The following is a 25,340-nucleotide window of genomic DNA, read 5'->3' as shown; positions in this document are numbered from 1 at the left end:
ATGACGACAGCAGCGACAGACCATGAAAAAGAGAAGCGGCTGGTGGCACGCGCCAAGCCCGAGATCCATCAACGGATTGCGGACGCGGCGGAGCTGCAAGGCTCCACGGTCTCACAGTTCCTGCTGGACGCTGCCCTGGAGCGCGCCGCCGAGGTCACCGAGCGAGCCACACGGATCAGTGCAAGTCGCGGCGCCTTCGAGAACATGATGACGGCCCTGGACCAGCCGGCTCGCGAACTGCCCCGCCTAAAGCGGGCCGCACAACACTACAAGGACGTGGTGCATGACTCGGATCCGAAAGCAGCCACTTAGCAAGCAACACGACCGAGCCGGCTTCGATTGCGGGGTCGCGGAACTCAACACTTTTATTCAGAAAACCGCACGACGGCAGGACGAACGGCACCTGGTGCGCACAACAGTGCTGGTCGATACCGACCAGCCGGAGCGGATTCTGGCTTACTACTCGACCGCGCCCTGCGAGATGGACTACCCGCACCCTGTGCCATTTCTAAGAATAGCCCGGCTCGCCTCGCATCAGAGTGTTCAGGGCCAGGGGGTCGGTGAGCTGGCGTTACTCTCCGCCATCGACGACGCGGCGACCATCTCCCGAACCTTCATCGCCATCGGTGGGTTGGTGGTGGATGCCAAGGATCAGCAGGCCGCTGCGTTCTGTGAGAAATACGAATTCCTCAGGATCGAAGAAGACGGGCTGCAGCTATTCCTGCCCATTCAAGATTGCATCTCGCTCATGGAGGTGTAGGCGGGACAGTGCGCCGGGGCGTTATGTATACTGCCCGCAACCGCTCGTCGGCAGAGCGACGCGTTTAAAGGCAATGGAAATGAGCAAGTCGAGAGAGACCGGCATCGAAGAGGAAATTCGCAGCCTCATCGAGACCAGAAGAAGAGAAATCAAAGAGAAGTTCGATCGGCATGTATCCGTTCAAGACTTGCTCACGGACCGATGGGAAACCGCCCGTTTCTACGGTTTTGGGGAGGGCACGTCCTGCTACAACAACGTGCTGATTCTGGGAGACGTGAAAGTCGGGAAAAACACCTGGATCGGCCCCAATGTGGTGCTGGATGGGTCCAGCGGGCTGGAGATCGGTGACTACGTCTCCATCAGCGCGGGTAGCCAGATCTACACCCACCACACGGTGGATTGGAGCACCTCTCTGGGCGAGAAAGGCATCGAAAGAAAGCCCACCCGCATCGGCGATGGCGTCTACATCGGTCCCAATACGATCGTGCAGATGGGCGTTTCCATCGGCGACAAAGCGATCATCGGGGCCATGAGCCTGGTAAACAAAGACGTGCCCGCCCAAGGGAAGTACTACGGCACCAAGCTCAGAACAGAAGACTAAGACACCTCACGGTTGCGCAGCAGGCACCAACAAGCGGTAACCATGCCCAGGTAGCCGGCCAGGCCACGGGCGTCGCGGAGCATGGACTGGGTGAGGCCGAAGCCGATAAAGGCGACCACCACCACCAGGCCGGCGACCGCCAGGGCCCGGGTGGTGGCGTCGGGGCGGCCACGCAGGGCGCGGGCGAACAACAGCAGCGGCACGGCGTACAGCATCAGCAAGGAGCCCAGGCCCACCAGGCCCCGGCGGGCGGCGGTGTCGATCAGATCGCTGTGAAGCTGGTCGTGCTTACTCACCGCCGGGTGCAAATTCCAGGCCGCCACCCAGTCGTCACGCCGCGCCTGCAGCCGCTCTTCCCCCCAACCGAACAACGGCTTCTCGGAAAACAGCCGCACGCCGACGCGCCACATCTCCACGCGCACGCCGAAGGAATTGCCCCGCTCACCCTCGTCGTATTCGTCCACGCTCTCCATGGCCTCGCCGACGCGCTCAGTCACCGCCAACGTGGGCGACAACGACGCCAACAGCAGCAGACCCAGCAACGCCGTCACACCGATCCCCAGCACCGGGCGCGGCAGCGTCCGCCAGAAGCCCAGCCCCACCACGACCACCACAGCCGGGAACACCACCCAACTACCCCGGGTGCCGGACAACAGCGACGCCCCCAGACCAAGCGCCAGCGCCAACAATAACCCCGCCCGCGCCCAGCCGGAACGCACCGCGAACACCCCGACCCAGGCCAGCGAGCCCAGCAACAACGAGAGCATGCCGAAAGGAATGGCGTTGATGCCGTTGCTGGCGCGGCCACGGCCTACGACCCATACCTCCCAGCCGGCGATCAGCCCGGCCAGCAACGCGCCCAGGCCGACGCCCCACCAAAAAGCCGCGACAGGGGGCCGGAGACGCTGCCACCCCAGCCAGACAAACGCGGCCAGTAACGGCCAAAGCGGCAACCACAGCCCGCCGCCCTCAATCGCCCGGGGCCAAACCCCGGTGCGCGCCACGTCGGCCAGCCAGACCAACGAAAATGCCGCCAACGCGGCCAGGAACCAGGCATCCTCGCGGCTCAGCGCGGTAACCGTCTGGCGCGGCCAGACAAACGCCACCAACGCCAGGGCAGCCGCCGCCAGCGGCACCACGGCATAGGCCGGTGGCCAGGCAACAAGAAGAGACAGAAAAGCGGCCAGCACAAGCCCGGCCAGGGAAGAAGAGATCATGGTGGTAGGAGACGCCTAAGCCGCAAAGGTTCCAGCCCTAAGAATCGCTCAGCGACTCCACAATCACTTCCGGATGACGAAAGGCGATCTGAATAAGAGCTTGCGCAGCTCCGGAAGGTCTACGCCGACCCTGCTCCCATTCTTGTAATGTTCGCGGAGAGATCTTCAGAGCACGAGCGAATTGTGCCTGGGAAAGCCCGGTACGCAGGCGAGCCGACGCCACCTCATTAGTACTGACTTCAGTGGTCCTGGCAGAGTAACCTGCTTTCATTTCGCGCACGGCATGAAGCAGCTTTTCTCCAAGCTCTTCACCCGTAATGTCTTCTTTCATTTTACCCATCTTCCAACTCCTGGCGGATCGCTTTTAGCAAATGGGCTGGGATATTCGCTATCACGTTCTTGGCATAGATAACCAATAACCAGATCTGCCCCTCGGGAAGCCGTGTGAAATAAATCACGCGAACGCCCCCACGCTTCCCGCTTTGCGCCTTGCTCCAGCGAATCTTACGACAACCACCGCTGCCCGGTATCACCTGACCGGCTTCGGGGTGCGCGGCTATCCAAACACAAAACTCAGCGCGCTCGTCGTGGGTCCAAAGCCTGTCCGCATCCTTTGCGAATGTTGGCGCCTCAACTACCGTGTACATCCGGACAGCATACGTCTTTGACGTAGACTGTCAATAGAAGACTGCGGGGCGACCTTTGCCGGGCGGCAGGCCGCCCTTTCGCGGGCGGGGCCCGCTCGCACAAGGGATCAGCCGGAGGCGCGGGCGGCGGGGCTTGGCCGGCTGCTTATGTTCTTGCTTTCCAGCGAGAGGGGTTTCGGCTCCCGTGCATCACCGCGACGACATAGATGGAAGCCGTCACAGTCGCTGCCGAATATCGTCCAGCGCCTCCTTGGCAGGACGACCGGGGTTACCATCCGCTTCATAAGCATCAAGCCGCCGATCAAGCTCCACTCTTTGTTCATCCGTAAGAGGTAGCGCCCCCTGGTCAGCCGCAATACTGTCCCAAAGCTCTTCGACAAGATGCATACGCTGCTCCACGGGGAGCTGCCGTAGTGATGCAAGATCCATAAATGCCTCCATTGTAGCGTCCAACATGAACCGGACCTCAACCTAGAACGAGTTTAACAGATACGTAAGCGTCCGGCAAACCCATCTTGAGTCGATGATGGCGGTCTTCACGATAGTGTCCACTTAATTCCTAGTGGACACTTACCATGGACCCTTTAAGCGTACCTCAGCCCCAACCTCAGCCCCGACGTCGCCGCCACTTCTCCCGTGAGTTCAAGACCCATATCGTGGCCGCCTGTCAGGAGCCCGGCGTGTCCGTTTCCCGCATCGCCCTGGACAACCAACTCAATGCTAACCTGCTCCGCCGCTGGATCCGTGAAGCCGAGCAAGCCGACCAGGCAACAGCGTCACCTGGGTTTATGCCTTTGTCCCTGCCGGCCGCGTCGAGTCCGGGCGAGCGCTCCCGAACCAACGGTCAGGATAGCCGCATCCGTATCGAAGTGCCTCGCGCGGGTGGGCCTGTTGTGGTGGAGTGGCCCGCCGAACAGGCCCATCAGTGCCTGGCCCTGTTGCGCGAGTTGCTGCGATGATCCGCATCGACGAGATCTGGCTGGCCACCGAGCCGCTGGACATGCGCGCCGGGCCGGACAAGGCCCTCGCCCGGGTGATCCAGGTGTTCGGTGCGGCGAAGCCGCACCAGGCTTACCTGTTCGCCAACCGCCGGGGCAACCGCATGAAGGTGCTGATCCACGATGGCTTCGGCATCTGGCTGTGCGCCCGCCGGCTCCATCGGGGCAAGTTCCACTGGGGGGACGCTTGGCGCGGTGACCAGTTACGCCTGACCGACGAGCAGCTCGACGCCCTGGTGCAGGGCCTGCCCTGGCAGCGCCTGGGCAACGACGCCGTGATCTCGGTGCTGTAACCACACCCCGTTCCTGTTGGCTATACGCCCAACATCCAATCGCCGATCGGGCGCGGGCTTGGCATACTGTTCGCCATGACTTCGCGCCCCGACCTCAATGCCTTCTCCGCCGATCAACTCCGTGCTCTGGCCACGGAACTGTTCGATCACTTGGAGAGTAAGGACCGGGCCCTCACCCAGCAAGATACCGCCATCCGCCACCGCGACGCGGTGATCGAGAAACAAAACCACGAGTTGGCGCTGCTCAAGCGCCACAAGTTCGCCCGCCGCAGCGAGCAGTTCAAAGGCGTGCAAGGGCAACTGCTGGAAGAACTGATCGACGCCGACCTGGCTGCCATGGAAACGGAGCTGAGCGAGCGCCTGCCCGCCGAGGCGCCCACCGCTGCACCCAAGCAACAGCCCAAGCGCGCGCCACTGCCGCCACAACTGCCCCGCACCCTGATCCACCACGAACCCGAGAACACGCAATGCCGTTGTGGCTGTGCGCTCAAACGCATCGGCGAGGACGTCAGCGAGAAGCTGGACTATGTGCCCGGCGAGTTCACGGTGGAGCGCCACATCCGTGGCAAGTGGGCCTGCGAGCAGTGCGAGACGCTGATCCAGGCGCCGGTGCCGGCACAAGTGATCGACAAAGGCATCCCCACTGCCGGGCTGTTGGCCCAGGTGCTGGTGGCCAAGTACGCCGACCATCTGCCCCTGTACCGCCAGGAACGCATCTTCGGCCGGGCGGGGCTGACGATCCCACGCTCCACCCTGGCCGAGTGGGTGTGTAATCCCCCCGAAAAGTAATCGAGGTTTTGAGTAGAGACTTTTACACTGATGGCATTGAGGAGCGACACATGAAGAAGTCTCGATTTTCCGACAGCCAGATCCTGGCGATTCTGAAGCAGCACGAAGCCGGAGTTCCGGTGGCGGAACTGTCCCGCGAACACAACGTGAGTACAGCGCTGATCTACCAGTGGCGTTCGAAGTTTGGCGGCATGGACGCCTCGCTGATGAAGCGTCTGAAAGAACTGGAGGCCGAGAACGCCCGTCTGAAGAAGATGTATGCTGAGGAGCGCCTCAAAGCCGAACTGCGCCAGGAAGCACTGGAGGGAAAGTTGTAAGGCCGTCTCAACGCCGGGAGATGGCCATGAAGGGCGTTGCCAAGCACGGTATCAGTGTCCGGCTCGCCTGTGTCGTGTACGGCATTAGTGAAACCTGCTACCGCTACCAGGCAAAGCTTAGCGGCGAAAACGCCCTGATTGCGGACTGGCTGCTTAAGCTCACGCAGGCCCACAAGCGCTGGGGATTCGGGTTATGTTTCCTGTATTTACGTAACGTGAAAGGCTATGCCTGGAACCACAAGCGGGTGTATCGGATCTATCGGGAGCTGGAACTCAACTTGCGGATCAAGCCCCGGCGGAGGATCAAGCGGGGTTATCCGGGCGAATTGGCGGTGCCGACGGCGCCGAATCAGGTCTGGTCGATGGATTTCATGGGCGACCAACTGGTCAGCGGCAAATCGTTGAGAACATTCAATGTGCTCGACGACTACAATCGCGAAGGGCTCGGTATTGAAGTTGACCTGTCACTGCCTGCACAACGAGTAATACGTGCGCTTGACCAGATCATCGAATGGCGAGGAAAGCCCGCTGCCCTACGCTGTGATAACGGCCCGGAATATATTTCGCAGGCGCTGGTGGAGTGGGCCAACAGGCAGCGGATTACACTGATCTACATCCAGCCAGGCAAACCGACCCAGAACGCGTACATTGAGCGGTTCAACCGAACCGCACGGCACGAATGGTTGGATCTACATGAGTTCACCAGCGTTGCTCACGCCCAGCTATTAGCGACTCAATGGCTCTGGCATTACAATCACGAGCGACCGAACTCGGCTATCGGCGGCGTGCCGCCGGCCCGGCTGTTACAAACCGGTTAACCCTCTACTCAAATTGGCGATTAAAAATGGGGGGATTACAGGTGGGCACCTGCGGTGTACGGTTGCAGCCTCTGGTGGATGCCCTGCGCGCCACACTGCTGGCCCAGCCGGTGCTGCACGCCGACGAGACCCCGGTGGCCATGCTGGCCCCCGGCAAGAAGAAAACCCACCGGGCCTATGTGTGGGCTTACTGCAGTACGCCGTTCGCCGACCTGAAGGCCACGGTCTACGACTTCGCCCCGGGTCGGGCGGGCGAACACGCCCGCGCCTTCCTGGGCGACTGGCGGGGCAAGCTGGTCTGTGACGACTACGCCGGCTACAAGGCGGGCTTCGGCGAGGGCATTACCGAGATCGGCTGCCTGGCGCATGCCCGTCGCAAGTTCCACGACCTGCACGTGGCCAATAAGAGTGAACTGGCCGCCCAGGCGTTGGAGTCCATCGGCGCGCTGTACGGCATCGAGCGGGACCTCAAGGACCTGTCCGATCAAGACCGACAGCGGTTAAGACACGAACAAGCCCGGCCCATCGCTGACGCACTGCACCGATGGATGATCGCGCAGCGGCAGAAAGTCCCGGACGGGTCGGGCACGGCGAAAGCGTTGGGCTACAGCCTGAAACGCTGGGCGGCGCTGACGCGCTACCTGGACGACGGCGCGGTGCCGATCGACAACAACCGGGTGGAAAATCAGATCCGGCCCTGGGCGCTGGGACGCAACAACTGGCTGTTCGCGGGCTCACTGCGCAGCGGCCAGCGTGCCGCCGCCGTGATGAGTCTGATCCAATCGGCGAAGCTGAACGGTCACGATCCCTACGTCTATCTGAAGGATGTGCTGGCTCGCCTGCCGACGCAGAAGAACAGCGCCATCGGCGAACTCCTGCCGCACAACTGGAAACCGACCATCACTGACAAGGTGTGATGGCCGGACGCTTACACAGATACTAAGGCGCGTGCGGTTTTATCGGCCAGCGGCACTGCCCTTAGGCGCAATCGCCCGGAGTCAGTATGCACCGGACCCAAGCAAACGGGATGTCGGCCAGAACGTCAATCGTTGTCAGCGAACAGCTATTGGCCTGTGGGGAGATCTTTCACGATGAGGTGCTGGGTGCCGGGCGGCAGGCCGCCCTTTCGCGGGCTGGGCCCGCTCCCACAATGGCCCGCTCCCACAAGGGAGGGGTCAGCCGGAGGCGCGGGCAGCGCCTGGCGCGGTGGCCTCGGCCATGACGGCTTCGAGGGCATGGCAGGTCTGGTCGATGTGGCGGCCTTCCAGGGTGGGATGGACCAGGAACATCAGGCTGGTGTCGCTCAGTTCGTTGGCATTGGTCAGCGGCGCCTCCGGCACCAGGCCCGCGTCCTGGAAGCACTTCTCCAGGTACACCTCCGAGCAGGAACCGGAGAAGCACGGCACGTCATGCGCCAGCACGGCCTCGAGAATACGGTCCCGGTCCCAGCCGGCGGCCAGTTCCGAGGGCTCCACGAACAGGTAGCATTTATAGCCGGCATGCCCCACGGCCTGCGGCACGGTGGGCACTCGCAAACCCGGCAGCCCGCGTGCAGTCTCCCAAATGCGCTCGCAGTACGCACTGCGCAGCCGGGTCCACTCCGGCATCCGCTTCAGCTGGATACGGCCAATGGCAGCCTGGATCTCGGTGAGGCGCCCGTTGGTGCCGAAGCTCTCGTGCAGCCAGCGGTAACCGGGCGGGTGCTCGCGCTCGTACACCGCCTCCCAGCTTTTGCCGTGGTCCTTGTAGCTCCACATCCAGGACCACAGCGCCCGGTCGTTAGTGGTGACCATGCCCCCTTCCCCACCGGTGGTCATGATCTTGTCCTGGCAAAACGACCAGCAGCCCACATGGCCGAAACCGCCCACCGGTCGGCCACGCCAGGTGGCGCCATGGGCCTGGGCGCAGTCCTCGATCAGATAAAGGCCATGCTGCTCGGCCAGCGCCGTCATGGCGTCCATGTCGCAGGGCCAGCCGGCCAAGTGCACGCAGAGCACCGCCTTGGTGGCCGGCGTCAGCGCCGCGGCCACGGTCTCGGCGGTGATGTTCTGGCTGTCCCGGTCCACATCCGCGAACACCGGACGCGCGCCCACATTGACAATGGCCGACGCGGACGCCAGGAAAGTGCGGGAAGTCACCACCACATCGTCCCCGGCGCCGACACCCAAAGCCCGCAACGCCAGATCCAGAGCCACGGTGCCGTTCGCCAGCGCCACCGCGTACTCCGTGCCGGCGAAGGGGGCAAACTCACGCTCAAACGCCCGGCACTCGTCGCCGGTCCAGTAGTTCACCTTGTTCGACAACAGCACCCGCTGAACCGCATCGGCTTCTTCAGGGGTGTAGGACGGCCAGGGAGGGAAAGGTCCATTCAACATTGCAGCGCTCCTTGAATGCGTGTGATCCCCATCACAACGATAAGATACCATCACCTTAGGTGATGGCCTGTAAACTATAGACAGAGATTGTGTTATCGGGCGGGGACGCCCATGACTGTAGCACCCGGCGGCACATCGGAAACCACCGCCGCGCCGGCACCGACAATAGCGCCACGACCGACCGTGACGCCCTGCTTGACCACGGCGCCGATACCCACCCAAGCGCCCTCTTCCACGGTGACGTTGCCGCCCAGACAGGCCCTGGGGCTGATGTGCACCCAGTCGCCCAACCGGCAATCGTGCTCGACCACCGCGCCACTGTTGATAATCACGCCCTGACCGGCGCGAGCGTCCGGGTTCACCACCGCACCGGCAAACGCCACGGAGCCGGCCCCAAGGGCCGCGAAAGGGCTCACAGCGGCCAGCGGGTGAATCACCGTGGCCACGGATACGCCCGCCTCGCGCAACGCAGTCTGCTTTGCCATGCGAATGTCATTAGCACCAATAGCAACAATGACACCCTCGTAGTCATGATGACGCTCGAGTAGCGCAGCCCAATCACCGACCACCGGCCAGTTGCCATTGTCCTGCTTGTCCGGCCAGGCATCGTCGAAAAACACCAGGTCACGGCAGCCGGCCAGAAGCGCGGCGTCGGCGATCACCTTGCCGTGCCCACCCGCGCCCAATATGGCCAACGAGTTAATCGTCACGGTTCGACCCCTTGAATCTGGGCATGGTGGCCTCCTCGCCGTGGGAAATGCCATCGCGCTTCAGCACCTGCAGCACGGTCTTAAAAAGAATCTTGATATCCAACCAGAGCGACTGATTGTCCACATACCAGACATCCAGCTCGAACTTCTCTTCCCAGGATAAGGCGTTACGGCCATTGATCTGTGCCCAGCCCGTAATGCCCGGCCGGACCTCATGGCGGCGCGCCTGGCGCTGGTTATACAGCGACAAATAGTCCATCAGCAGCGGACGGGGCCCGACCAGGCTCATATCGCCTTTCAGCACGTTAAAGAGTTCTGGAAGCTCATCCAAACTCGATTCGCGCAAAATACGGCCAAATTTCGTTATGCGCTCAGAGTCCGGAAGCAACACACCTTCGGAATCACGTATATCAACCATCGTCCTAAACTTAATAATCCGAAAGCGCTTACCATTTAGTCCTGGGCGATCTTGGGAGAAAAGCACAGGCATACCAATCTGCGTGGCGGTCAGAACAGCGCATGCCAAGAAAACCGGAGATAAGATAATCAATGCAAAAAGGCTGAAAAAAATATCAAAGGCTCGTTTCATGGATTAACAACCTATTTAAAATTCTCGGAGCGAAACTTTTTTGTAAAAAGATAGCAGATGTTCAAGGTAGACCTCTCGATCAAATCGCTCTTCGATTCGCTTTCTAGCATTGCACCCAATCTCTAAAATTCTTATCCTATCAAGGGCAAAGGCGTTCTTCATCGCTTCTGCTAAACCCGCCACATCTCGAGGAGAAACCAGCCAACCGTTCCAACCGTCCACTATGACTTCGTTACAACCATTAATATTTGAGGCGATCACCGGCTTACACATAGCGCCGGCCTGGAGAACGACATTAGGAAAGCCCTCCCTGAAACTTGGAAGCACCAAAACATCAGATCTAAGAAGCACATCTCGCACATCATTCTGGAACCCCAAAAATGAGATCCTGGGATGTGACTTAATAACCTCAAAAGTACGATCATCAAGCGGGCAGGTGGTATCGACTGACCCGGCCATTAGTAACTGAGCTTCGAACTTCAAGTCCAGGAAAGCCGAAACCAGCACCTTTATACCTTTATCACGATTAAGGCGACCAATATAACAAAATGTAAAGCTCTCGACGGGAGTATGGTTTACATCACGCATCAAATCAGGCTTAAAATAATCCAAATCGACGCCTGCTATATTTCCGTGCCCGATCACGTTTATTGTCTTTTTTGTAACCTCATACTCATAGAGATCATTTTTTACACCTTCGCCCTCAGGCACGACGTGTGTCGCAGCGGAGCTAATCAGCCTGTCCGCGGCCAGAACCAACCTTTTTCTTAACCCCTTAGATGTAGGAAAAATCAGCCCTGTAAAAGTATGCACCCTAGTGGTAACTCCAGCCAAATATGCAGCAGTCATTGCGACCAAGCCAGCTTTTGGTGTGTAAGAGTGCACGATATCAGGCTTTAGCGTCACTAGAAGTCGCCACATTTTAAGTATAGAGATTATATCTCTCATCGGAGATATCCCTCTTGTCATCGCCAAAGGATAAACGGGAACAGATTCGCTTTCTTGAACGGTATCAATACCGTCGGGAGAAGTGATACAGCTTACATCGAAATACTGACTCAACCAGCTCGGTTGACCTTTCAGGATTGTGGCCAACGTCTCCGGGACAGTGGTAACGATAACAAGACGTTTCTTCATGAAGCTCTCAATCTAATTGCTATTGGCTAAAGGCATTAGCTCAATCTTGGATTAGACCTCAAAATACGATCACTTTTATAGGCTCGACTCAAAGCTGACAAAGTCAAAACAATCAGCATCGGTGCAAACATCCACTTCTGGCGCATAGCGATACCTAGATTAGCCGTAGTCATGGACAATATAACCCAGGCAGAGAAACTATATGTCCATAAGAAAATACGACCACTTTTATCTATATCGGTTTGAAAATTTTTACGCTTTAGCACCAAACGAAGCGACAAAAAAAGCATTAAAAGCAAAACGACGTTATCCAGGGACGCTGCTAAAGCGGCGAAATTGTGCGCCTCAAAAGGCAACGGTCTAAAAAAATATGTAAATAGTTTTACAACTAGAGACATATTATTTATGTCAACACTAGATGCTCCATCAAGGTTCTCTTTCTGCCTCTGCTCAATGTATTCGACTAAGTCAGAAACTTGTGCATCGCCTCCAACACCAGCGTAGCTAAGCGCTAGCGGGACTAGAAGAATTGCTCCTCCGGCGGCTACTAACGAGTATAAAAAACGCTGGACGGGAGACGCTCCCGGTTGGAAAAAAAGGGCTAAGGAGAGGGCTATTACCATCAGGCCAGACATATGTGGTCGAACTATAAGCATCAGAACTATGGCAAATACCATCAGCCATATATATCTTTTTAAGTCTAGACTTGCCCACAGGGCTAGGCCTACGCTCATAAAAGAAAATGCATCTTTCCCTAGAGCCGAAGACCAAAAACTTACAGAGGGTAGGAATATGATGACAGTAGATATTCTAGTAATATAAGAGGGAGCCCCCAATGTAATGTATGAAAGAACTGCATAGAAAGCTAAGAACCCAATAAAACCAATAATATTAAATACCAGAAAGAGTCCAAGGTATGAAAAGCCCAAACCTTGCGAGAATATAGCCGAAAAAGCATCAACGCTATCTGTACCTAAAGAAATAGACCAATCGAAGGTAAGACTTCTTTTATAATAACCTATAGAATCGGCTTGATTATAAAGCGAATAAAAAAGATACAGGAAGCAAAAGATCGTGTGCCACAAGTACAGTAGTATAGCTTTTTGAGGGTAGACTGCGTAACGGCGAGAAAGAAAAAGGGCTACAAACAGGCCTATCGTAAACACCAAAGCCGAAGACAACACATGCCATGAATTAAGAATGATTTGCATAAAAACCCAAACCCTTAAAGCTCAAATAGCGTAAGTCAAAATTCATAAGGTAAAACTGCCAAAGCAGTATGTCAGTGGCATAGCATTATCAATGTCAGCTTCAGAAAGAACCATCATATATTCTTATGTATTGTTGGGCTGTATTATCGAGAGAATAATTTTCAATGACTCTATTTCGGGCTTCCTTTCCCATCAATTCGATTTCGCTGTCCTTAAAATTAAATGCTTTCTCTAACCCTGCCGCTAAAAGCAGGGGGTTTTTTGGCGGTACTAATATTCCGGCGTTACCAAGTACCTCTTTCACACCGCCGCTATCTGTTGCCACGACTATGCGCTCAGTCGCCATAGCTTCAGCTACGGCTAGACCGAATCCTTCCCAAGCCGATGGGAGTACATAGACATCGCTAGCTGACATTAGCGCCGGTATATCAGTTCGAAGACCGAGAAAGCATACGTGATCGGATATACCCAAGGATAACGCCAAAGCCTCTAAAGCAGGTTTCTCAGGGCCAACGCCTGCAATTAACAGTAACGGATTATAGCCCCTATTTAGAAGCGTACTTAAAGCAGACAACAAATTCGGATAATCCTTTTCTGGCCAAAGACGGCCAACTGCCAGAACCAGAGGTCCGCGACGGGCGCCAAGTAATTTCTTTCTTAGAGTGTACCGAGAGTCGGAACGATAAGAGAACTCATCTGTGTCGATGCCGTTCAAGACTGGAATGATCCTATTAAACGGTACCGCTCTTTTTGCGACAAAAGTTTCCACCGCATTCCTTGACACATTTGTAGTTATATCAGAAAGCTGATCTGTCACACGGTAAGCAAGCATACGCAATTTACCACCTTCGTAAGTGCTATGCGCACTTGATATAAGTCTTTTAACTGGCGCAACAAACCTAAGCAATCTGCATACAATATTAGAGTGAAACATATGACTATTAATTACATCCGGCTTGAATTGCTTAACAAGCTTTCTCAGATTAATAAAACCCTTTATTATTCCATGAGGAGATTTGGAAAAATTAATGAAAACCAACTTTACTCGGCTATCTCGTGGGAGCATATCGGCCGGACCCACGAAGTAAGCCAAAGTCACTTCGTGTCCAGCCTGGACAAACTTATCCGACAAATTAGTTACCAATCTTTCTGCGCCACCTACTCCAAGACCCGTTATAACCAGAAGTATCTTCATGATTTATATCTTTACCCTGACATTAGGATCGACTATCAATTCTATGAATTGGTCGACGTGCTTTTCTATACTATACCTATACGCACCTAAAGATGCCTGTTCAGCCTTTTCTTCTGCATCGTCGTAGATAGCTACATTTTTTATAATCGAGAACAGCTCCTTTATATCTCCTTGACGAACAAAAAAACATTCAGAATCTTTCAAGGCGTTTTTAAAAATAACGTTATCCCAAGCTATTATTATTTGTGATGCCGCCATTTGCTCTATCAATGCATTAGAAACACCACCGCCGCCCATGGTAGGCGTGAAATACGTTAAAGCTACACAGCAATCTATATCGTTTAGAAAACCAGACATTTCGAGGTTACTTAGATAACCGTGGTATACTAACTTATTGTCAAGATGATATTTTTTAACCGTATCTGAGAAAGGCCCAACGCCCACAACGTGATATTCAACTTGATCTAAAATACCAGCTTCATGGGACGCTTGTACGAGCAGCAGAAAGTCACGAATCCCTTTAACCTCTGCTAGGCGGCCTACAAAAGCCACTCTCAGTTTATCTGAACGCCTTTTTTTAGGGCGCTGAAATTTTGAGAGGGATATAGCATTCGGTATTACGGTACAAGCAACACCCATTTCTCTATAGAAAGCTGCCGTGTCCTCACCATTAGCGATAACAGTTCCAAATTTTTTATTTAAAACATATTTTTCAAAAAATTTTACAACAGGGATAGAGACAACAGGTAGTGAATCCGACTTTTCTTTGGTGTAAACAGTTCTAAGCCACATAACTTTCTCTGATATGTCGGCGTTCTTTTGTCCAGACAAAATAATTGCCAACGCTTCAGGCAGGCCTCCAACACCAATAATTATATCTGCTTTTTCCTTCACTTGCGTATAAGCTTTACGTAAAGACAAGGCAAACTGCAGAGATATCGGGATCTTTTTAGAATTACAAGGCACCTCTACTTTGGAAACTCTCGACTCATTTACAAAATCTTTTGTGCCAAGGATGCTATTCCCATCGACTGGCAAGCAAAAAATTCTAAACCTTATATCTACATTTCGACACAACGTTTCTATTAAGAAATTATATAGCCATGTTTCTCGACCACCGTCCCCCAGACCTATTCTCGAGATCATCACGATATCAATTAGCATCGCGTATCACCCTCGCAGGCACACCGGCTATAACACACAGGTCCGGAAAACTCTTAGTAACAACGGCGTTAGCGCCTATGAAACAATGATTACCAACAGAGATAGGCCCGAATATCTTAGCACCTGGGCCGATGTAACAATTTTTCCCTATTCGCGGACACAGCGACTTGGCTTCCTCTTCGCTGAAAAAGCCGGCTTTCCCACCGATATTGACACCCGCATGTATACGACATCTAGCTCCAATCGACGAATTTGGATTAACAATTATTGTGCCGTAATGAACTATGCAAAGGCCGGGCCCAAAAACAAGCGGAGGTATTGAGAACGATAATTTCACCGACAAAGATCTAAAATAGACCTTGAATATAAATCGAAGAAAGCTGCGCTTTATTATTAGATATTCATAAATTCTTAGTGCTATCTGGAAGCGGATTATAGGGTCAAGAATCGATATCAATTTAAAATCACGACCTCTTGCCCTTAAGTCTAATCTGATAAAAATGAGCAGGCACTTTAAATCTTTTGGCTTTTTTAGCACTAGGCTTACCTCATACGTTGCCAAAAATCCAGTAATTCGTAAATTCAAAAAAGACAAGCAAAAGCAAGAAAACCAATGCTATCTTAATATGATTAAATAAAACCAATAACGGAGGAATTTTGCAACGCCAAAAAATAAAACAAAGTTGTAATATCGCACCTATTACGCTCACAACCGAAAACATAACAACCACAGTCTCCAAGCTCCAGAACATCGAGCCCAGGATCAGCACGATAATTCTCGCAAAAAAGATAGCGCCTTGCAGAAAGGCAGCCGCTTTTTGCTCTTCAAGAACTGCGAATATTGTTATTAAAGGTGAGACCACAAACTGCGAGACAAAAAAAGGCACCAGATAAGTTGCTATCTTACCTGCCTCAATCCATGCTTCGCCGAAAACATAGCCAAATACCTCCTCGCCAAATAGAAAAATTATTACGGCAGGCATCAAAGACAAATAAAACATTTTCGTATAAACGTTAAGGATCATCTGGTTTCTTTCTAAAACCGATGTTGAGTCAGATACATGAGAGAAGAAAACGCTGCCTACCGCGCCCCCTATCACGTTCAGCGGCGCAGAGAGAACTCTCTCCGAGAGCGCATACAATCCAGCCGCTGATGGGCCAAACATCAAACCTAAAAGTACAGTCGGCGACTGCTGACCCGCAGCAAAAAAAACAGCATAAGAAGTATCGAAAAGAGGAAACCTTCTATATCTAAAAGCTACCTCCTCTAATTTTTTTTTATTTTCTCTAAAAACGTCTCTTGCGAAGACTGCATTTTTTTTTAATATAATAAACTGAATGACTTGGCCGAGAAAGTGAGCAGCTATTAAACCTAAAGGACCACCTTTGAAAAAGGATAGTTGCACAGCAGCGGTCAAAGAAGACTGGGCTACTCTCGAAACGGCAATCCGATGGAATTTTTTCTCGCGCAACTGCCATTTTGTTAATATTTGGCAGCCGACAGTCGCAAAGAAAGCGAAAGGGAGAAATAGGAAATATGCGCTTATTTGTAATGAAGAAAATGACAGGTAAGATAGTACTGCAAACACCAGAATTGAAATGGGCATTGCTATAAGAAAGCATAATATTAATATACTATAGGCATCTCTTCTTTTCCTTGGTAACAATATTGCCATTTCATAGCGCAAAGACCCGAGGACTACAATTATAGCCATTACGCTAATGTAGACCGCAAATAGCCCAAATTCAGAGGGGCTGTATAGTCTAGTAATGAATGGTGCTACAAATAAAGTTACAGCCTGCGCAAATACAGTCCCACTCAAGATAACGCCAACACTTTTGAAAAAGCTATCCTTCTCAATTTTCTGTTTCATTGGTAACCAACAAGCATGCAGGTCATGTTAAATTCACTTTTGCTGTAAGTGCTCTTCGATCTGACGGTGCATTCATGTTAACCACCTATCGCCGATATATTCATAGTCATTTAAATGCACACGAGACTAGATCGCTTAGTTTTCGAAAATTTCTTTTATCAAAATGCATTTGGATACTTACAAATTTCATATTCTGATAAGTAATACGCAGCAACACATGAAACTCACCACCAAAGTTCCATCTATGTCTTTAACCGGTTCGGCGATGCCTTCCACTTTTAATTCTGTTATTTGATGATTTTAGTGCAGGCGCTTAAATTAAAAATTTTTCTTTGTAGTTAGAAGCGACACCAGCTACATCACCAGATAAAAATAAGCTTTAAAAAACCTTTTAGAATTGCTTTCCGATCAGCTTACTTCATAGTAAGACGAATCTGCTTTAGGGATAATGTCAGATACAAATCGAACTTAGATAGTAGCTTTCAAGAGCCGGGACAGGAATGAATGAGCTTCCCTCGGCTCAGCAGGTACGACGTGCCCGCAGCGTATTTTATTCACGGTTTCAACACTGTGCCGAGCGTCTTCTATACCGTAACCACGATCAGCTAATATCTCTTCATAGCTCACAGTATGTAAATCGGTGAATCCGGCTGAGAACTCAATTTCATTTCCGTCTACGGTAATCGAACGATATGTGCTTTGCTTGCTCTCGACGCTTCCGGGGAGGTCTTGGGTGTCAATGGATAGAAACCAGGGCACTCGTGCTTTTTCGTATTCCAGGTAGCCGGCCGCTTTTTGGTTGTCGGCGTAGTGCAGCACGTTCTTCTCGAGCTTTCCGAAGATAAAGTGCAGCATGTCGAAGAAGTGTACGCCGATATTAGTGGCCACTCCGAAGGACTTCCTGGGGTCCCCTTTCCAGCTCTCCATGTACCACTTTCCCCTGGAGGTGATGTAGGTGAGCTCTACTTCATGCTTTGGGCCAGCGGGCTGGGCGTCGACTTTCTTCTTGAGGTCCAGGATAGCCTGGTGGTGGCGCAGTTGAAGAATGTTGTAGACCCGTTTGCCGGTCTCGGCTTCCACGCGGCTCAACTCATCCAGCAGCTCGGGAGTGGGCACCAAAGGTTTCTCACAAATCACATCACAGCCCAGACGCAGGCCGGCGGCAATATGCGGGTGGTGTAGATAGTTCGGTGAACAGACGGCGACGTAATCCAGGGCGGTTTCCGGATCCCGTTTCAGTTGCCAGGCGTGCTCCTGGAAGCGTTCGAATTCAGTGAAAAATTCGCTGCCGGGTGAGAGCGAGTCGATAATGCCGACGGAGTCGTTGATGTCATACGCTACGGACAGGCGGTTGCCGGTTTCGTTGATCGCTTTCATATGCCGAGGAGCGATGTAGCCAGCAGCGCCGATGAGTGCGAAATTCTTCATTCGTTACGTTACCTTATGCTTTGACGACTTTCGGGTCTTGAGCCCGGTACTTACCGCGCGTATCGACGATGATCGCGGCATTTTCTCGAATCATTTCGTAGTCGAACCGGTCGTGATCCGTGGTGAGCACCACGGCGTCGAAGGTGGCCAGGGTATCCGGCGTTAGCGGGACACTGTCCAGCTCGAACCGGTGCTCGCGCATCTTGGGGAAGGTCGGCACATGAGGATCGCTGTAGGCCACCTGGCACCCTTTATCCTGGATCAGCTCCATGATTTCCACGGAGGGGGATTCCCGCATATCGTCGACGTTCTTTTTGTAGGCGATGCCAAGCACCAGGACCTTGCTGCCCTTCAGCGCCTTTCCATGATCGTTCAGGGCGTCCATAAGCTTACCGACCACGTACTCCGGCATGGCCTGGTTCACCTCCCCGGACAGCTCGATGAAGCGGGTATGCAGGCCGTATTCACGCGCCTTCCAGGTCAGGTAGAAGGGGTCGATGGGGATACAGTGCCCGCCTAGGCCCGGCCCCGGGTAGTAGGGCGTAAAGCCGAAGGGCTTGGTGGCGGCGGCGTCCACCACCTCAAAAATATCGATCCCCATGCGATCAGCGACCACTTTCATCTCGTTGACCAGCCCGATGTTCACCGCCCGGTGGATGTTCTCGAGCAATTTGGTCATCTCGGCCACTTTGGTGCTGCTCACCGGGACCACCTGGTCGATGGCCTGCTCATAAAGCGCCACTCCCACATCGCGACAGGCCGGGGTGTGTCCGCCGAGCACTTTGGGGATGGTGCTGGTCTGGAAATCCAGGTTGCCGGGGTCTTCCCGTTCCGGGGAATAGACCAGGAAGACGTCCTCGCCCACCTTGAGGCCCTGCGCGGTGATCCGGGGCAACAGCTCTTCCTCGGTGGTGCCGGGGTAGGTGGTGCTTTCCAGGGACACAATCTGGCCGGGCCGGAAATGAGGCTGCAACGCCTCTACCGTGTTGACGACGAAGCTTAGGTCCGGCTCCCGGTACTTGTTCAGCGGCGTGGGCACACACAGGATCAGGGCGTCGCATTCCGCGGCGCGGGCAAAGTCCGCGGTGGCCTCGAACCCGCTTTCTCGCGCCGCGGCGACCCGTTCAGACGCCAGGTGTTCAATGTAGCTGACCCCGCTGTTGAGCTTATCCACTTTGCCCTGGTCGATATCAATGCCGAGGACCCGGAAACCGATGCTGTTGTAGCGCAGCATCAGGGGCAGGCCCACATAGCCGAGGCCGACGATACCGATTACCGCCTCCTTGGTCTTAAAGCGCCGAATTACGGCTTCTTTGCCACCGCTCACACGAAGTCTCCTTGTTGCTTTCTTTATGGTCGCCTTTTTTGCGGGCGCCATTGTAATCCAGACACGCTACCGCCGCAGGGTTTGCCGCCGGTTCCCTGAGGACGGTCCAGGTGATGTGCGGATTCTGCCTTTTTGCGCGCTGCCTTGATAGCGGCGCCCGAGTTCCGTGGCCAGGGCCCGCTTGGCCTGGTCATCACCGTGCACCAGGCGGATCTCCCGGGGCCACCGGGTCATACCGGTGACGAAGTCGAGCAGCCCGTTGCGGTCGGCGTGGGCGGAATAACCGCCAATGGTGTCCACACCGGCCTTGATCTCGTGGACCTCGCCGTCCAGTTCCACCTGGCCGCCCTGCCCTTGCGTCTGCAGCTCCCGGCCGGGGGTGCCGGCGGCCTGGTAGCCGACAAACAGTACATTGTGGCGCGGGTCGCCGAGCATCGCCTTGAGGTAATTGACGATGCGGCCGCCGGTGCACATGCCGCTGGCGGCGATCACCACCGCCGGCCGGCCAGTGCCCGCCAGGTGGGCGACCATGCGCTGGTGGGTTTCATGGTCGTCCACCGTGAACAGCTGCTCGAAAGCCAGCGGGCCACGCCCCTGGCGTACCCGCTCAAGCGCCTGTTCGTCCCAGTGCGCACGGAGCCCCCGGTAGGCCTTCGTGAACCGGCCGGCCAGGGGCGAATCCAGGATCACCGGCAGGTCGTTCCAGTGGAGCCCGCCGACGGCCTCCTTGCCCTGGTTCTCGTGGATCAAGTCCTCCAGCTCATAGAGCAGTTCCTGGGTGCGACCGATGCTGAACGCGGGGATCAGCACCGTGCCCCGGTCCACCAGAGCCCGCTCGATCAGGGCCCGCAGGCGGTGACGGCGGGCGCCCGGGTCGTCGTGTTCCCGGTCGCCGTAGGTGCTCTCCAGCACCAGGATGTCACAGCCGTCCGGCTGGTCGGGTGGCCGCAGTATCGGCGACGCCCTGTTCCCCAGGTCACCACTGAAAATCACCCTGGTGTCCTGGCCGCGGGCCTCACCGGTCAAAGCGCACTCGACATAGGCGGAGCCGAGCAGGTGCCCAGCCCGGCGCAGGCGGATCGCCGCCTCTTTGCCCGCGCCCTGGTACACGCTGTGCCACTGGTCGAAGGGCAGCGGCCGCAGCAGACGCTGTACCCGGCTCAGATACCAGTTTATCGCCTCGGGCTGGCGGCTGACGGCCAGCTTAAAGGCGTCCTCCAGCATAATCGGCAACAGCTCGGCGCTGGGCTCGCTGCAATAGATCGGCCCGTCGAAGCCGGCGGCCAGCAACCAGGGGATGCGCCCCACATGATCGAGATGCACATGGGTGACCACCAGCGCGCTGATGTGGCCGATATCAAATTCGATTTCGGGGCGCCCGGCGTCGGCGCCGTCCGCCCCCCGGTCACCGCCCTGAAACAGGCCGCAGTCGATCAGCAGCCCCGCGTTGTCGTCCAGCGTCAGCTCGTGGCATGAGCCGGTGACGCCGGTGGCGGCGCCGTGGTGTTTTATCACACTCTTATTGGAATCGTTCACTGTCTGTCCCCCGTTCAGGCACGCTACCGCCGCAGGGTTTGCCGTCGATTCCCTGAGGACGGATCGGTGCCTGTTTCTTTTATTGCAGGTCTCTGGGAGCCTGCCGGCAAGCTGTGCTTGCCTTTCGCGGGCTGGGCCCGCTCGCACAAGGCCCGCTCCCGCAAGGCCCGCTCTCACAACCAAAAAGGGCTACATAGTGCTTATGTCTTTCAGGGCCAGGGTGAGGCGGTGCTGCTTGTGGAGCATGCTGAGCAGCACGATGGCGCGCTCCTGGCCGTCGAAGCGGTGGAACACCGCTTCCATGTCCGCGAAGGGGCCGTGTTCGATGCGCAGGCGGTCGCCCGGGCGCAGCGCGGGGCGGTCGTCATTGGCGCTGGTCTGGGTCTGTAGCTTGAGGGCGTCGATCACGGAGGGCGGCACCGCCGCCGGGCGGTCGCCGAAGGCCACCAGTTTGGTCACGCCCCGGGTGGAGCGGATGGTGTGCCAGCCACTGCCTTGCTCGGACAGTTGAATAAAGAGGTAGCCGGGGAACAGGGGTTCCTGGCGTTGCACGCGCCGGCCGGCGCGCACTTTTTCAAGGCAGAGCTGGGGCTGAAAGCAGGTAAAGCCCTGATTTTCCAGGTTTTCCTGGGCCCTGTAGTTCTGGTTGGCGCGGCACTGAACCACGTACCAGCCTGAATCGCTCATGCCGTTTTCCTTTTCGGGGCTCTGCCCGTGCCCGGCCCTTTTGAGGCCGAGTGTCCGTATTCATGTAGCTTCGCGCGGGGAGGTGACGTTCGCGTGACGGAGCCTACGTTAGCCGGGCGGAGTTCGCCTTGCCGTAGTGCTCAGGTTGTCTTTTGTTGCGATTTTTTACATTCCCCCGGAATATCGATTTGTGATGCTAGTGCAAATTATTTATGTGATCAACATCACGTTATTGCGTCGGTACCGGCTCTGGTGGACCTTCAATGAGACGCCGGGCAAGCACCGAGTAATCCAGATGTTCTCTGGCCAGCTTCTCGGAAGCGTCACGCATCCTGTTCAAATCGACCGTGCCTGAGCTGATTTCAGTCAGCACAGCGGCCAGGTCCTCCTCGGTGTCGACGAGCCAGCCGTTGTTTTCCGTGTATATATCGTGACCCTCGATGTTTTCCAATACCGGGACGCAACGGCAGCAGAGACTGGTCTGCATGGTGGCGGACTGGCTTCCCGGTTGCAGATAAACATCGGCACCGCAGAGTAACGCTTTTATCTCAGCAGGCGTCTTCCAACCGAGAAATCGAACCCGATCATCAGAGTCGATAAGCGCTTGAGCCTGTTCACGGATCTCTTCGAGCAGTGAGCCGACGATTATAAGCCGAAAGCGTGGGTCCGGATTGCCGGAGAATGCTTTTAACGTGTGAATCAGCTTTTTTTGTCTGGTCTGTTTCCCAGACTGCACGAACAGGATGTGCTCCTCGGTAAGGTTCTGATCTTGCCGGGTATGCCTTCTCAGAGTGTCGTACTCGTCGTCGGGCACCGGATGGCCGCCCAGCGGAAAGAACTCCAGTTTACTCTCCGGGATACCGTAAAACCGGCGGGCGAACTCTCCCGTCAGTTGGGAGATGTAAAGTATCCTGTCTATCCACGGCAGGCACCAGTGCACGATAGTCCGGTAATACAGGAAGTGGAGGCCCCATTTAGAGACCAGCCCTCTGGCACTGTTAATGAAGTCTGTATGAGTATCCACATAGAACCTGACATCAGGATGATCCTTCTTATAGCGGCTGACATTAATCAGCTCCCAGCCACACATACCGTGAAAGAGAATAACGTCCGGAGCGAGTTCATCCAGTAACCGGTACACCCCCGGATGCGGCCGCAGGCTTTTGGCCAACACGTGGGGCAACCAGGGGTGGTAGGGCAACCGGATCACCTCCACGCCCTGGCCGTTGCGGTAGCGCCCCGGAGCCAGATACTTGCGCCGCTTCTCGTTATCAAGAACCTGCGTGGAGGCGATGACCAGCACTTTATGGCCTTGGCGCTGGTGCTCCTCCACCAGTTCATTTTCCTGGTAAGCCCGGTCGTCCAGATAATAGTCGGAGAGGCAAATATGCACGACTTTCATGTTTGACTAGAGACCAGGTGGAGAAACTTGAGTGGAACCGCCTGGCCCTCCGTGGCCCCTGACGTTTCGCCGCAGTCTAGCTCTTATCACTGTTGTAGTGGTAGGCGTAGTAGCCGTATTCGTTGCTGGCGCGGCGTTCGATGGCGTTGAGGATAGCGCCTTTGATCTCGACGCGGTTCTGCTCGAAGCGGTGCACGCTGACGTCCGCTTCCTTGGCGGAGTTCATGCCGTAGCGGGCAACGATCAGGCTGGTACCGGCCTGCTGGCCGATAATGGCGGCGTCGGTGACGGCGAGGATCGGCGGGGTGTCCACCAGCACCAGGTCGTACTCGGCGGAGAGCCGCTCCATCAGGGCCTTGAAGCGGGGGTGCATGAGCAGCTCCGCCGGGTTGGGCGGGATCTGGCCGCGCGGAATAAAGTGCAGGTTCTCCACCTTGGTCTCGTGGATGGCCTCCTGGTGCTCCGCCTGGCCGGACAGGAGATCGGAGAGGCCCACGTCGTTCTGGTTTTCGAAATAGCGGTGCAGGTGACCCTTGCGCATGTCCGCGTCGATCACCACCACCTTCTGACCCACCTGAGCGAGCACCGCCGCCAGGTTGGCGGAGATAAAGGACTTGCCCACCTCCGGGCTGGGGCCGGAGATCATCATCACTTTGTTGGAGGCTTCCATCATGGCGAAGTGGAGGCTGGTGCGCAGGCTGCGCAGGGCCTCGATGGCCAGGTCCGCCGGATCATTGACGGCGAGCAGCGGGATGGGCTCGTGCTTGGAGCGTTTGCGGCGGCGCATGACCGCCACGATGCGGTCCAGCTTCTGCTGGTTCTGGGAAAGAGGCACGGCGGCATAAACCGGAACGCCCTGCTCCTCAAGCTGGTCAGGAGTTTCGATGCCGCGATGCAGGAACCCCGCACCCAGTACATAGCCAGCGGACATCATCAGGCCAAGCACGCCAGCCAGCGCGATGATCACATCCTTTTTCGGCTTCACCGGCTCGGGCGCCACCACGGCGTCATCGATTACGCGAACATTGCCCACCGTGCTGGCCTTCATGATGCGCAGTTCCTGAGCGCGATTCATTAGGCCCACGTAAATTTCCTGGTTCAGCTCCACATCGCGCATCAGACGCAGGATTTCCTGCTGGGTTTCGGGCAGATTACCGATCTGTTGGTTGAGCTGGGCCTTTTCCTGCTCCAGGGAGCGGCGCTGCTCCAGCAGGGTGCGGTAGGCAGGATGCTCCTGGGTAAATTTAGCCGAGACTTCGCTTTCCTTGATTTTAAGCTCGTTGAGCTTGGCCTCCATGGATACCAGGCGGCCGAGCAGCGATTCGGTTTCCAACTGCATATCCACGGAATCGCGCTGCAGGCGGTACTCATTGAGTTTTTCTTCCGCCTTGGTCAGCTTGCTTTTGAGTTCAGGGAGCTGTTCATCCAGAAAGGCCAGACTCTTTTCCGCCTCGGCGGCCTGTCGATTGATGTTCTGGAGAAGATAGTTATCCGCCACCGCGTCCAGCTCTTTTTGAATGCGTGCCGGGTTGTGGCCATTAAGGGTGACCGTGAGGATGCCCGTGTCCTTGCCTTTCTCCTGGACCTCCATACGACCACGCAGATTGTTAACGGCGGACAGACGTGATTGACGAATCAGCGTCAGGTCCTCGCCGCCGTACTGCCATTCCCCCAGTTCCAGAGCAATACTGTCATCTTCGCTGATGAGCACTTGATCCGCGGGGCCACCGAGCACCTTCTGGCCTTTATAAAAAACAGCGGGATGGCCCTGGTCGTCGGCGGTAAGCCTGAACTCTTCACCGCGCAGGCTATCCGGCACGGTGAAGCGCTTCACCGTAACCAAGGTCTCGCTGTCACCGTAACCGGCGAACAGGGGCCGCGCCGCGCCCGGCGGCGCCGACTCGGGCGCACCGAAAGCTCCCAGTACCGGCAAACGGTCCGGCGCCACCAGAATATCGGTGTGCAGCTGCTCGACCACGTTCCCCAGCACCATGCGTGACGTGAGGATGGCGATTTCCGCCGCCGCCGAGGATTCCTGGCCGAGGGCCTCATTGAGCTCTTCGAAACCAGGGAGCCCGCTTTGCTTCTTTTCCACCTGCAACAGGGCGTCCGCTTTATAGATCGGCGTTGCCAGAAAGGCATAGGCGGCACCCAGCAGCAGTGCCAGAATCGTGGTGCCCAGGATCAACCAGCGGGCATCAACCAGCAGCCCCCACAGCCGGTGCAGATCGATATCCTCATCCATGGATACGGCGCTTCTTCCTC

Annotated in this window: 24 protein-coding genes and 2 pseudogenes; 8 read left to right on the top strand and 18 right to left on the bottom strand. The window is 55.7% G+C overall.

The window, feature by feature from the left end; genetic code table 11:
* The 3 genes from ACMG4O_RS08900 to ACMG4O_RS08890 all read left to right on the top strand — a co-directional run bounded on the left by ACMG4O_RS08900 (nucleotide 1) and on the right by ACMG4O_RS08890 (nucleotide 1,361).
* Nucleotides 1-312 carry a DUF1778 domain-containing protein gene (locus ACMG4O_RS08900; RefSeq protein ID WP_414433635.1) on the top strand — a complete coding sequence of 104 codons (312 nt, stop codon included), beginning with the start codon at nucleotides 1-3 and terminating at the stop codon, nucleotides 310-312.
* Nucleotides 284-760 carry a hypothetical protein gene (locus ACMG4O_RS08895; protein WP_414433634.1) on the top strand — a complete coding sequence of 159 codons (477 nt, stop codon included), beginning with the start codon at nucleotides 284-286 and terminating at the stop codon, nucleotides 758-760. Before ACMG4O_RS08900 ends, ACMG4O_RS08895 begins: the two co-directional genes overlap by 29 nt.
* Before the next feature lie 79 nt (nucleotides 761-839).
* Nucleotides 840-1,361, top strand: a complete 522-nt coding sequence (locus tag ACMG4O_RS08890; RefSeq protein WP_414433633.1) for an acyltransferase — start codon at nucleotides 840-842, stop codon at nucleotides 1,359-1,361.
* Here the strand turns inward: ACMG4O_RS08890 and ACMG4O_RS08885 are convergent.
* The 3 genes from ACMG4O_RS08885 to ACMG4O_RS08875 all read right to left on the bottom strand — a co-directional run bounded on the left by ACMG4O_RS08885 (nucleotide 1,358) and on the right by ACMG4O_RS08875 (nucleotide 3,654).
* Nucleotides 1,358-2,578 (bottom strand): O-antigen ligase family protein, encoded by a 1,221-nt coding sequence (locus ACMG4O_RS08885; protein WP_414433632.1) that lies wholly within the window; start codon nucleotides 2,576-2,578, stop codon nucleotides 1,358-1,360. The genes ACMG4O_RS08890 and ACMG4O_RS08885 overlap by 4 nt on opposite strands.
* Before the next feature lie 37 nt (nucleotides 2,579-2,615).
* Nucleotides 2,616-2,918 carry a helix-turn-helix domain-containing protein gene (locus ACMG4O_RS08880; protein ID WP_414433631.1) on the bottom strand — a complete coding sequence of 101 codons (303 nt, stop codon included), beginning with the start codon at nucleotides 2,916-2,918 and terminating at the stop codon, nucleotides 2,616-2,618.
* Nucleotides 2,919-3,441: 523 nt separating this feature from the next.
* On the bottom strand, nucleotides 3,442-3,654 hold the full coding sequence (locus tag ACMG4O_RS08875; RefSeq protein WP_414433630.1) for an addiction module protein: 213 nt from the start codon (nucleotides 3,652-3,654) through the stop codon (nucleotides 3,442-3,444).
* Nucleotides 3,655-3,800: 146 nt separating this feature from the next.
* Between ACMG4O_RS08875 and tnpA the strand changes: the two genes are divergently transcribed.
* The 5 genes and pseudogenes from tnpA to tnpC form a co-directional block, all read left to right on the top strand.
* Complete coding sequence (gene tnpA, locus ACMG4O_RS08870) at nucleotides 3,801-4,184, top strand: IS66-like element accessory protein TnpA (protein ID WP_414433629.1); 384 nt, start codon at nucleotides 3,801-3,803, stop codon at nucleotides 4,182-4,184.
* Nucleotides 4,181-4,516, top strand: a complete 336-nt coding sequence (tnpB, locus tag ACMG4O_RS08865; protein WP_414433628.1) for an IS66 family insertion sequence element accessory protein TnpB — start codon at nucleotides 4,181-4,183, stop codon at nucleotides 4,514-4,516. The genes tnpA and tnpB overlap by 4 nt, the downstream gene beginning before the upstream one ends.
* Before the next feature lie 75 nt (nucleotides 4,517-4,591).
* Nucleotides 4,592-5,284: pseudogene (locus ACMG4O_RS08860) on the top strand (IS66 family transposase zinc-finger binding domain-containing protein); the annotation flags it as partial.
* Between the two features lie 71 nt (nucleotides 5,285-5,355).
* Nucleotides 5,356-6,440 (top strand): IS3 family transposase gene (locus ACMG4O_RS08855; protein ID WP_145912252.1). Its coding sequence is split into 2 segments (ribosomal slippage): nucleotides 5,356-5,605 and nucleotides 5,605-6,440, totalling 1,086 coding nucleotides; the frame shifts between segments, so codons are not numbered across the junction.
* A gap of 41 nt (nucleotides 6,441-6,481) precedes the next feature.
* Nucleotides 6,482-7,357 (top strand): annotated as a pseudogene (tnpC, locus tag ACMG4O_RS08850) (IS66 family transposase); the annotation flags it as partial.
* A 258-nt stretch (nucleotides 7,358-7,615) separates the two neighbouring features.
* Here the strand turns inward: tnpC and ACMG4O_RS08845 are convergent.
* From ACMG4O_RS08845 to ACMG4O_RS08775, 15 genes are all read right to left on the bottom strand, one after another.
* The gene (locus ACMG4O_RS08845) at nucleotides 7,616-8,815 is read right to left on the bottom strand and encodes a DegT/DnrJ/EryC1/StrS family aminotransferase (RefSeq protein WP_414433627.1); all 1,200 of its coding nucleotides are present in this window, start codon (nucleotides 8,813-8,815) and stop codon (nucleotides 7,616-7,618) included.
* A 92-nt stretch (nucleotides 8,816-8,907) separates the two neighbouring features.
* On the bottom strand, nucleotides 8,908-9,525 hold the full coding sequence (locus ACMG4O_RS08840) for an acetyltransferase (RefSeq protein WP_414433626.1): 618 nt from the start codon (nucleotides 9,523-9,525) through the stop codon (nucleotides 8,908-8,910).
* Nucleotides 9,515-10,114 carry a sugar transferase gene (locus ACMG4O_RS08835; RefSeq protein WP_414433625.1) on the bottom strand — a complete coding sequence of 200 codons (600 nt, stop codon included), beginning with the start codon at nucleotides 10,112-10,114 and terminating at the stop codon, nucleotides 9,515-9,517. The genes ACMG4O_RS08840 and ACMG4O_RS08835 overlap by 11 nt, the downstream gene beginning before the upstream one ends.
* Before the next feature lie 15 nt (nucleotides 10,115-10,129).
* Nucleotides 10,130-11,251 carry a glycosyltransferase family 4 protein gene (locus ACMG4O_RS08830; RefSeq protein WP_414433624.1) on the bottom strand — a complete coding sequence of 374 codons (1,122 nt, stop codon included), beginning with the start codon at nucleotides 11,249-11,251 and terminating at the stop codon, nucleotides 10,130-10,132.
* 35 nt (nucleotides 11,252-11,286) lie between these two features.
* Nucleotides 11,287-12,462, bottom strand: a complete 1,176-nt coding sequence (locus tag ACMG4O_RS08825) for a hypothetical protein (protein WP_414433623.1) — start codon at nucleotides 12,460-12,462, stop codon at nucleotides 11,287-11,289.
* A 100-nt stretch (nucleotides 12,463-12,562) separates the two neighbouring features.
* Nucleotides 12,563-13,657, bottom strand: coding sequence for a glycosyltransferase (locus tag ACMG4O_RS08820; protein ID WP_414433622.1), 1,095 nt, complete (start codon nucleotides 13,655-13,657; stop codon nucleotides 12,563-12,565).
* A 3-nt stretch (nucleotides 13,658-13,660) separates the two neighbouring features.
* On the bottom strand, nucleotides 13,661-14,821 hold the full coding sequence (locus ACMG4O_RS08815) for a glycosyltransferase family 4 protein (RefSeq protein ID WP_414433621.1): 1,161 nt from the start codon (nucleotides 14,819-14,821) through the stop codon (nucleotides 13,661-13,663).
* Nucleotides 14,811-15,158 (bottom strand): serine O-acetyltransferase, encoded by a 348-nt coding sequence (locus ACMG4O_RS08810; RefSeq protein ID WP_414434861.1) that lies wholly within the window; start codon nucleotides 15,156-15,158, stop codon nucleotides 14,811-14,813. Before ACMG4O_RS08810 ends, ACMG4O_RS08815 begins: the two co-directional genes overlap by 11 nt.
* Before the next feature lie 211 nt (nucleotides 15,159-15,369).
* A complete protein-coding gene (locus tag ACMG4O_RS08805; protein ID WP_414433620.1) occupies nucleotides 15,370-16,695 on the bottom strand; it encodes a lipopolysaccharide biosynthesis protein in 1,326 nt (441 codons plus the stop codon).
* A gap of 468 nt (nucleotides 16,696-17,163) precedes the next feature.
* A complete protein-coding gene (locus tag ACMG4O_RS08800; RefSeq protein WP_414433619.1) occupies nucleotides 17,164-18,123 on the bottom strand; it encodes a Gfo/Idh/MocA family protein in 960 nt (319 codons plus the stop codon).
* 13 nt (nucleotides 18,124-18,136) lie between these two features.
* On the bottom strand, nucleotides 18,137-19,450 hold the full coding sequence (locus ACMG4O_RS08795) for a nucleotide sugar dehydrogenase (protein ID WP_414433618.1): 1,314 nt from the start codon (nucleotides 19,448-19,450) through the stop codon (nucleotides 18,137-18,139).
* A gap of 66 nt (nucleotides 19,451-19,516) precedes the next feature.
* Nucleotides 19,517-20,986: an MBL fold metallo-hydrolase gene (locus ACMG4O_RS08790; protein WP_414433617.1), complete on the bottom strand. Its 1,470-nt coding sequence runs from the start codon at nucleotides 20,984-20,986 to the stop codon at nucleotides 19,517-19,519.
* Nucleotides 20,987-21,175: 189 nt separating this feature from the next.
* Complete coding sequence (gene rfaH / locus ACMG4O_RS08785) at nucleotides 21,176-21,673, bottom strand: transcription/translation regulatory transformer protein RfaH (protein WP_414433616.1); 498 nt, start codon at nucleotides 21,671-21,673, stop codon at nucleotides 21,176-21,178.
* 229 nt (nucleotides 21,674-21,902) lie between these two features.
* On the bottom strand, nucleotides 21,903-23,075 hold the full coding sequence (locus tag ACMG4O_RS08780; RefSeq protein WP_414433615.1) for a glycosyltransferase family 4 protein: 1,173 nt from the start codon (nucleotides 23,073-23,075) through the stop codon (nucleotides 21,903-21,905).
* A 76-nt stretch (nucleotides 23,076-23,151) separates the two neighbouring features.
* Nucleotides 23,152-25,320, bottom strand: coding sequence for a polysaccharide biosynthesis tyrosine autokinase (locus tag ACMG4O_RS08775; RefSeq protein ID WP_414433614.1), 2,169 nt, complete (start codon nucleotides 25,318-25,320; stop codon nucleotides 23,152-23,154).
* Between the last annotated feature and the right edge of the window lie 20 nt (nucleotides 25,321-25,340).

The sequence above is a fragment of the Alloalcanivorax venustensis genome (assembly GCF_047495515.1).
Lineage (GTDB): Bacteria > Pseudomonadota > Gammaproteobacteria > Pseudomonadales > Alcanivoracaceae > Alloalcanivorax > Alloalcanivorax venustensis.
This window is presented reverse-complemented; position numbering and strand designations above follow the sequence as displayed.

What these genes read in the sequence shown, in the direction of transcription:
- tnpB (WP_414433628.1), top strand. Translation starts at nt 4,181, where the DNA reads ATGATCCGCATCGACGAGATCTGGCTGGCCACCGAGCCGCTGGACATG.
- ACMG4O_RS08895 (WP_414433634.1), top strand. Translation starts at nt 284, where the DNA reads ATGACTCGGATCCGAAAGCAGCCACTTAGCAAGCAACACGACCGAGCC.
- tnpA (WP_414433629.1), top strand. Translation starts at nt 3,801, where the DNA reads ATGGACCCTTTAAGCGTACCTCAGCCCCAACCTCAGCCCCGACGTCGC.
- ACMG4O_RS08875 (WP_414433630.1), bottom strand. Translation starts at nt 3,654, where the DNA reads ATGGATCTTGCATCACTACGGCAGCTCCCCGTGGAGCAGCGTATGCAT.
- ACMG4O_RS08880 (WP_414433631.1), bottom strand. Translation starts at nt 2,918, where the DNA reads ATGGGTAAAATGAAAGAAGACATTACGGGTGAAGAGCTTGGAGAAAAG.
- ACMG4O_RS08815 (WP_414433621.1), bottom strand. Translation starts at nt 14,821, where the DNA reads ATGCTAATTGATATCGTGATGATCTCGAGAATAGGTCTGGGGGACGGT.
- ACMG4O_RS08825 (WP_414433623.1), bottom strand. Translation starts at nt 12,462, where the DNA reads ATGCAAATCATTCTTAATTCATGGCATGTGTTGTCTTCGGCTTTGGTG.
- ACMG4O_RS08845 (WP_414433627.1), bottom strand. Translation starts at nt 8,815, where the DNA reads ATGTTGAATGGACCTTTCCCTCCCTGGCCGTCCTACACCCCTGAAGAA.
- ACMG4O_RS08835 (WP_414433625.1), bottom strand. Translation starts at nt 10,114, where the DNA reads ATGAAACGAGCCTTTGATATTTTTTTCAGCCTTTTTGCATTGATTATC.
- ACMG4O_RS08830 (WP_414433624.1), bottom strand. Translation starts at nt 11,251, where the DNA reads ATGAAGAAACGTCTTGTTATCGTTACCACTGTCCCGGAGACGTTGGCC.
- ACMG4O_RS08820 (WP_414433622.1), bottom strand. Translation starts at nt 13,657, where the DNA reads ATGAAGATACTTCTGGTTATAACGGGTCTTGGAGTAGGTGGCGCAGAA.
- ACMG4O_RS08775 (WP_414433614.1), bottom strand. Translation starts at nt 25,320, where the DNA reads ATGGATGAGGATATCGATCTGCACCGGCTGTGGGGGCTGCTGGTTGAT.
- ACMG4O_RS08900 (WP_414433635.1), top strand. Translation starts at nt 1, where the DNA reads ATGACGACAGCAGCGACAGACCATGAAAAAGAGAAGCGGCTGGTGGCA.
- ACMG4O_RS08800 (WP_414433619.1), bottom strand. Translation starts at nt 18,123, where the DNA reads ATGAAGAATTTCGCACTCATCGGCGCTGCTGGCTACATCGCTCCTCGG.
- ACMG4O_RS08885 (WP_414433632.1), bottom strand. Translation starts at nt 2,578, where the DNA reads ATGATCTCTTCTTCCCTGGCCGGGCTTGTGCTGGCCGCTTTTCTGTCT.
- rfaH (WP_414433616.1), bottom strand. Translation starts at nt 21,673, where the DNA reads ATGAGCGATTCAGGCTGGTACGTGGTTCAGTGCCGCGCCAACCAGAAC.
- ACMG4O_RS08805 (WP_414433620.1), bottom strand. Translation starts at nt 16,695, where the DNA reads ATGAAACAGAAAATTGAGAAGGATAGCTTTTTCAAAAGTGTTGGCGTT.
- ACMG4O_RS08780 (WP_414433615.1), bottom strand. Translation starts at nt 23,075, where the DNA reads ATGAAAGTCGTGCATATTTGCCTCTCCGACTATTATCTGGACGACCGG.
- ACMG4O_RS08890 (WP_414433633.1), top strand. Translation starts at nt 840, where the DNA reads ATGAGCAAGTCGAGAGAGACCGGCATCGAAGAGGAAATTCGCAGCCTC.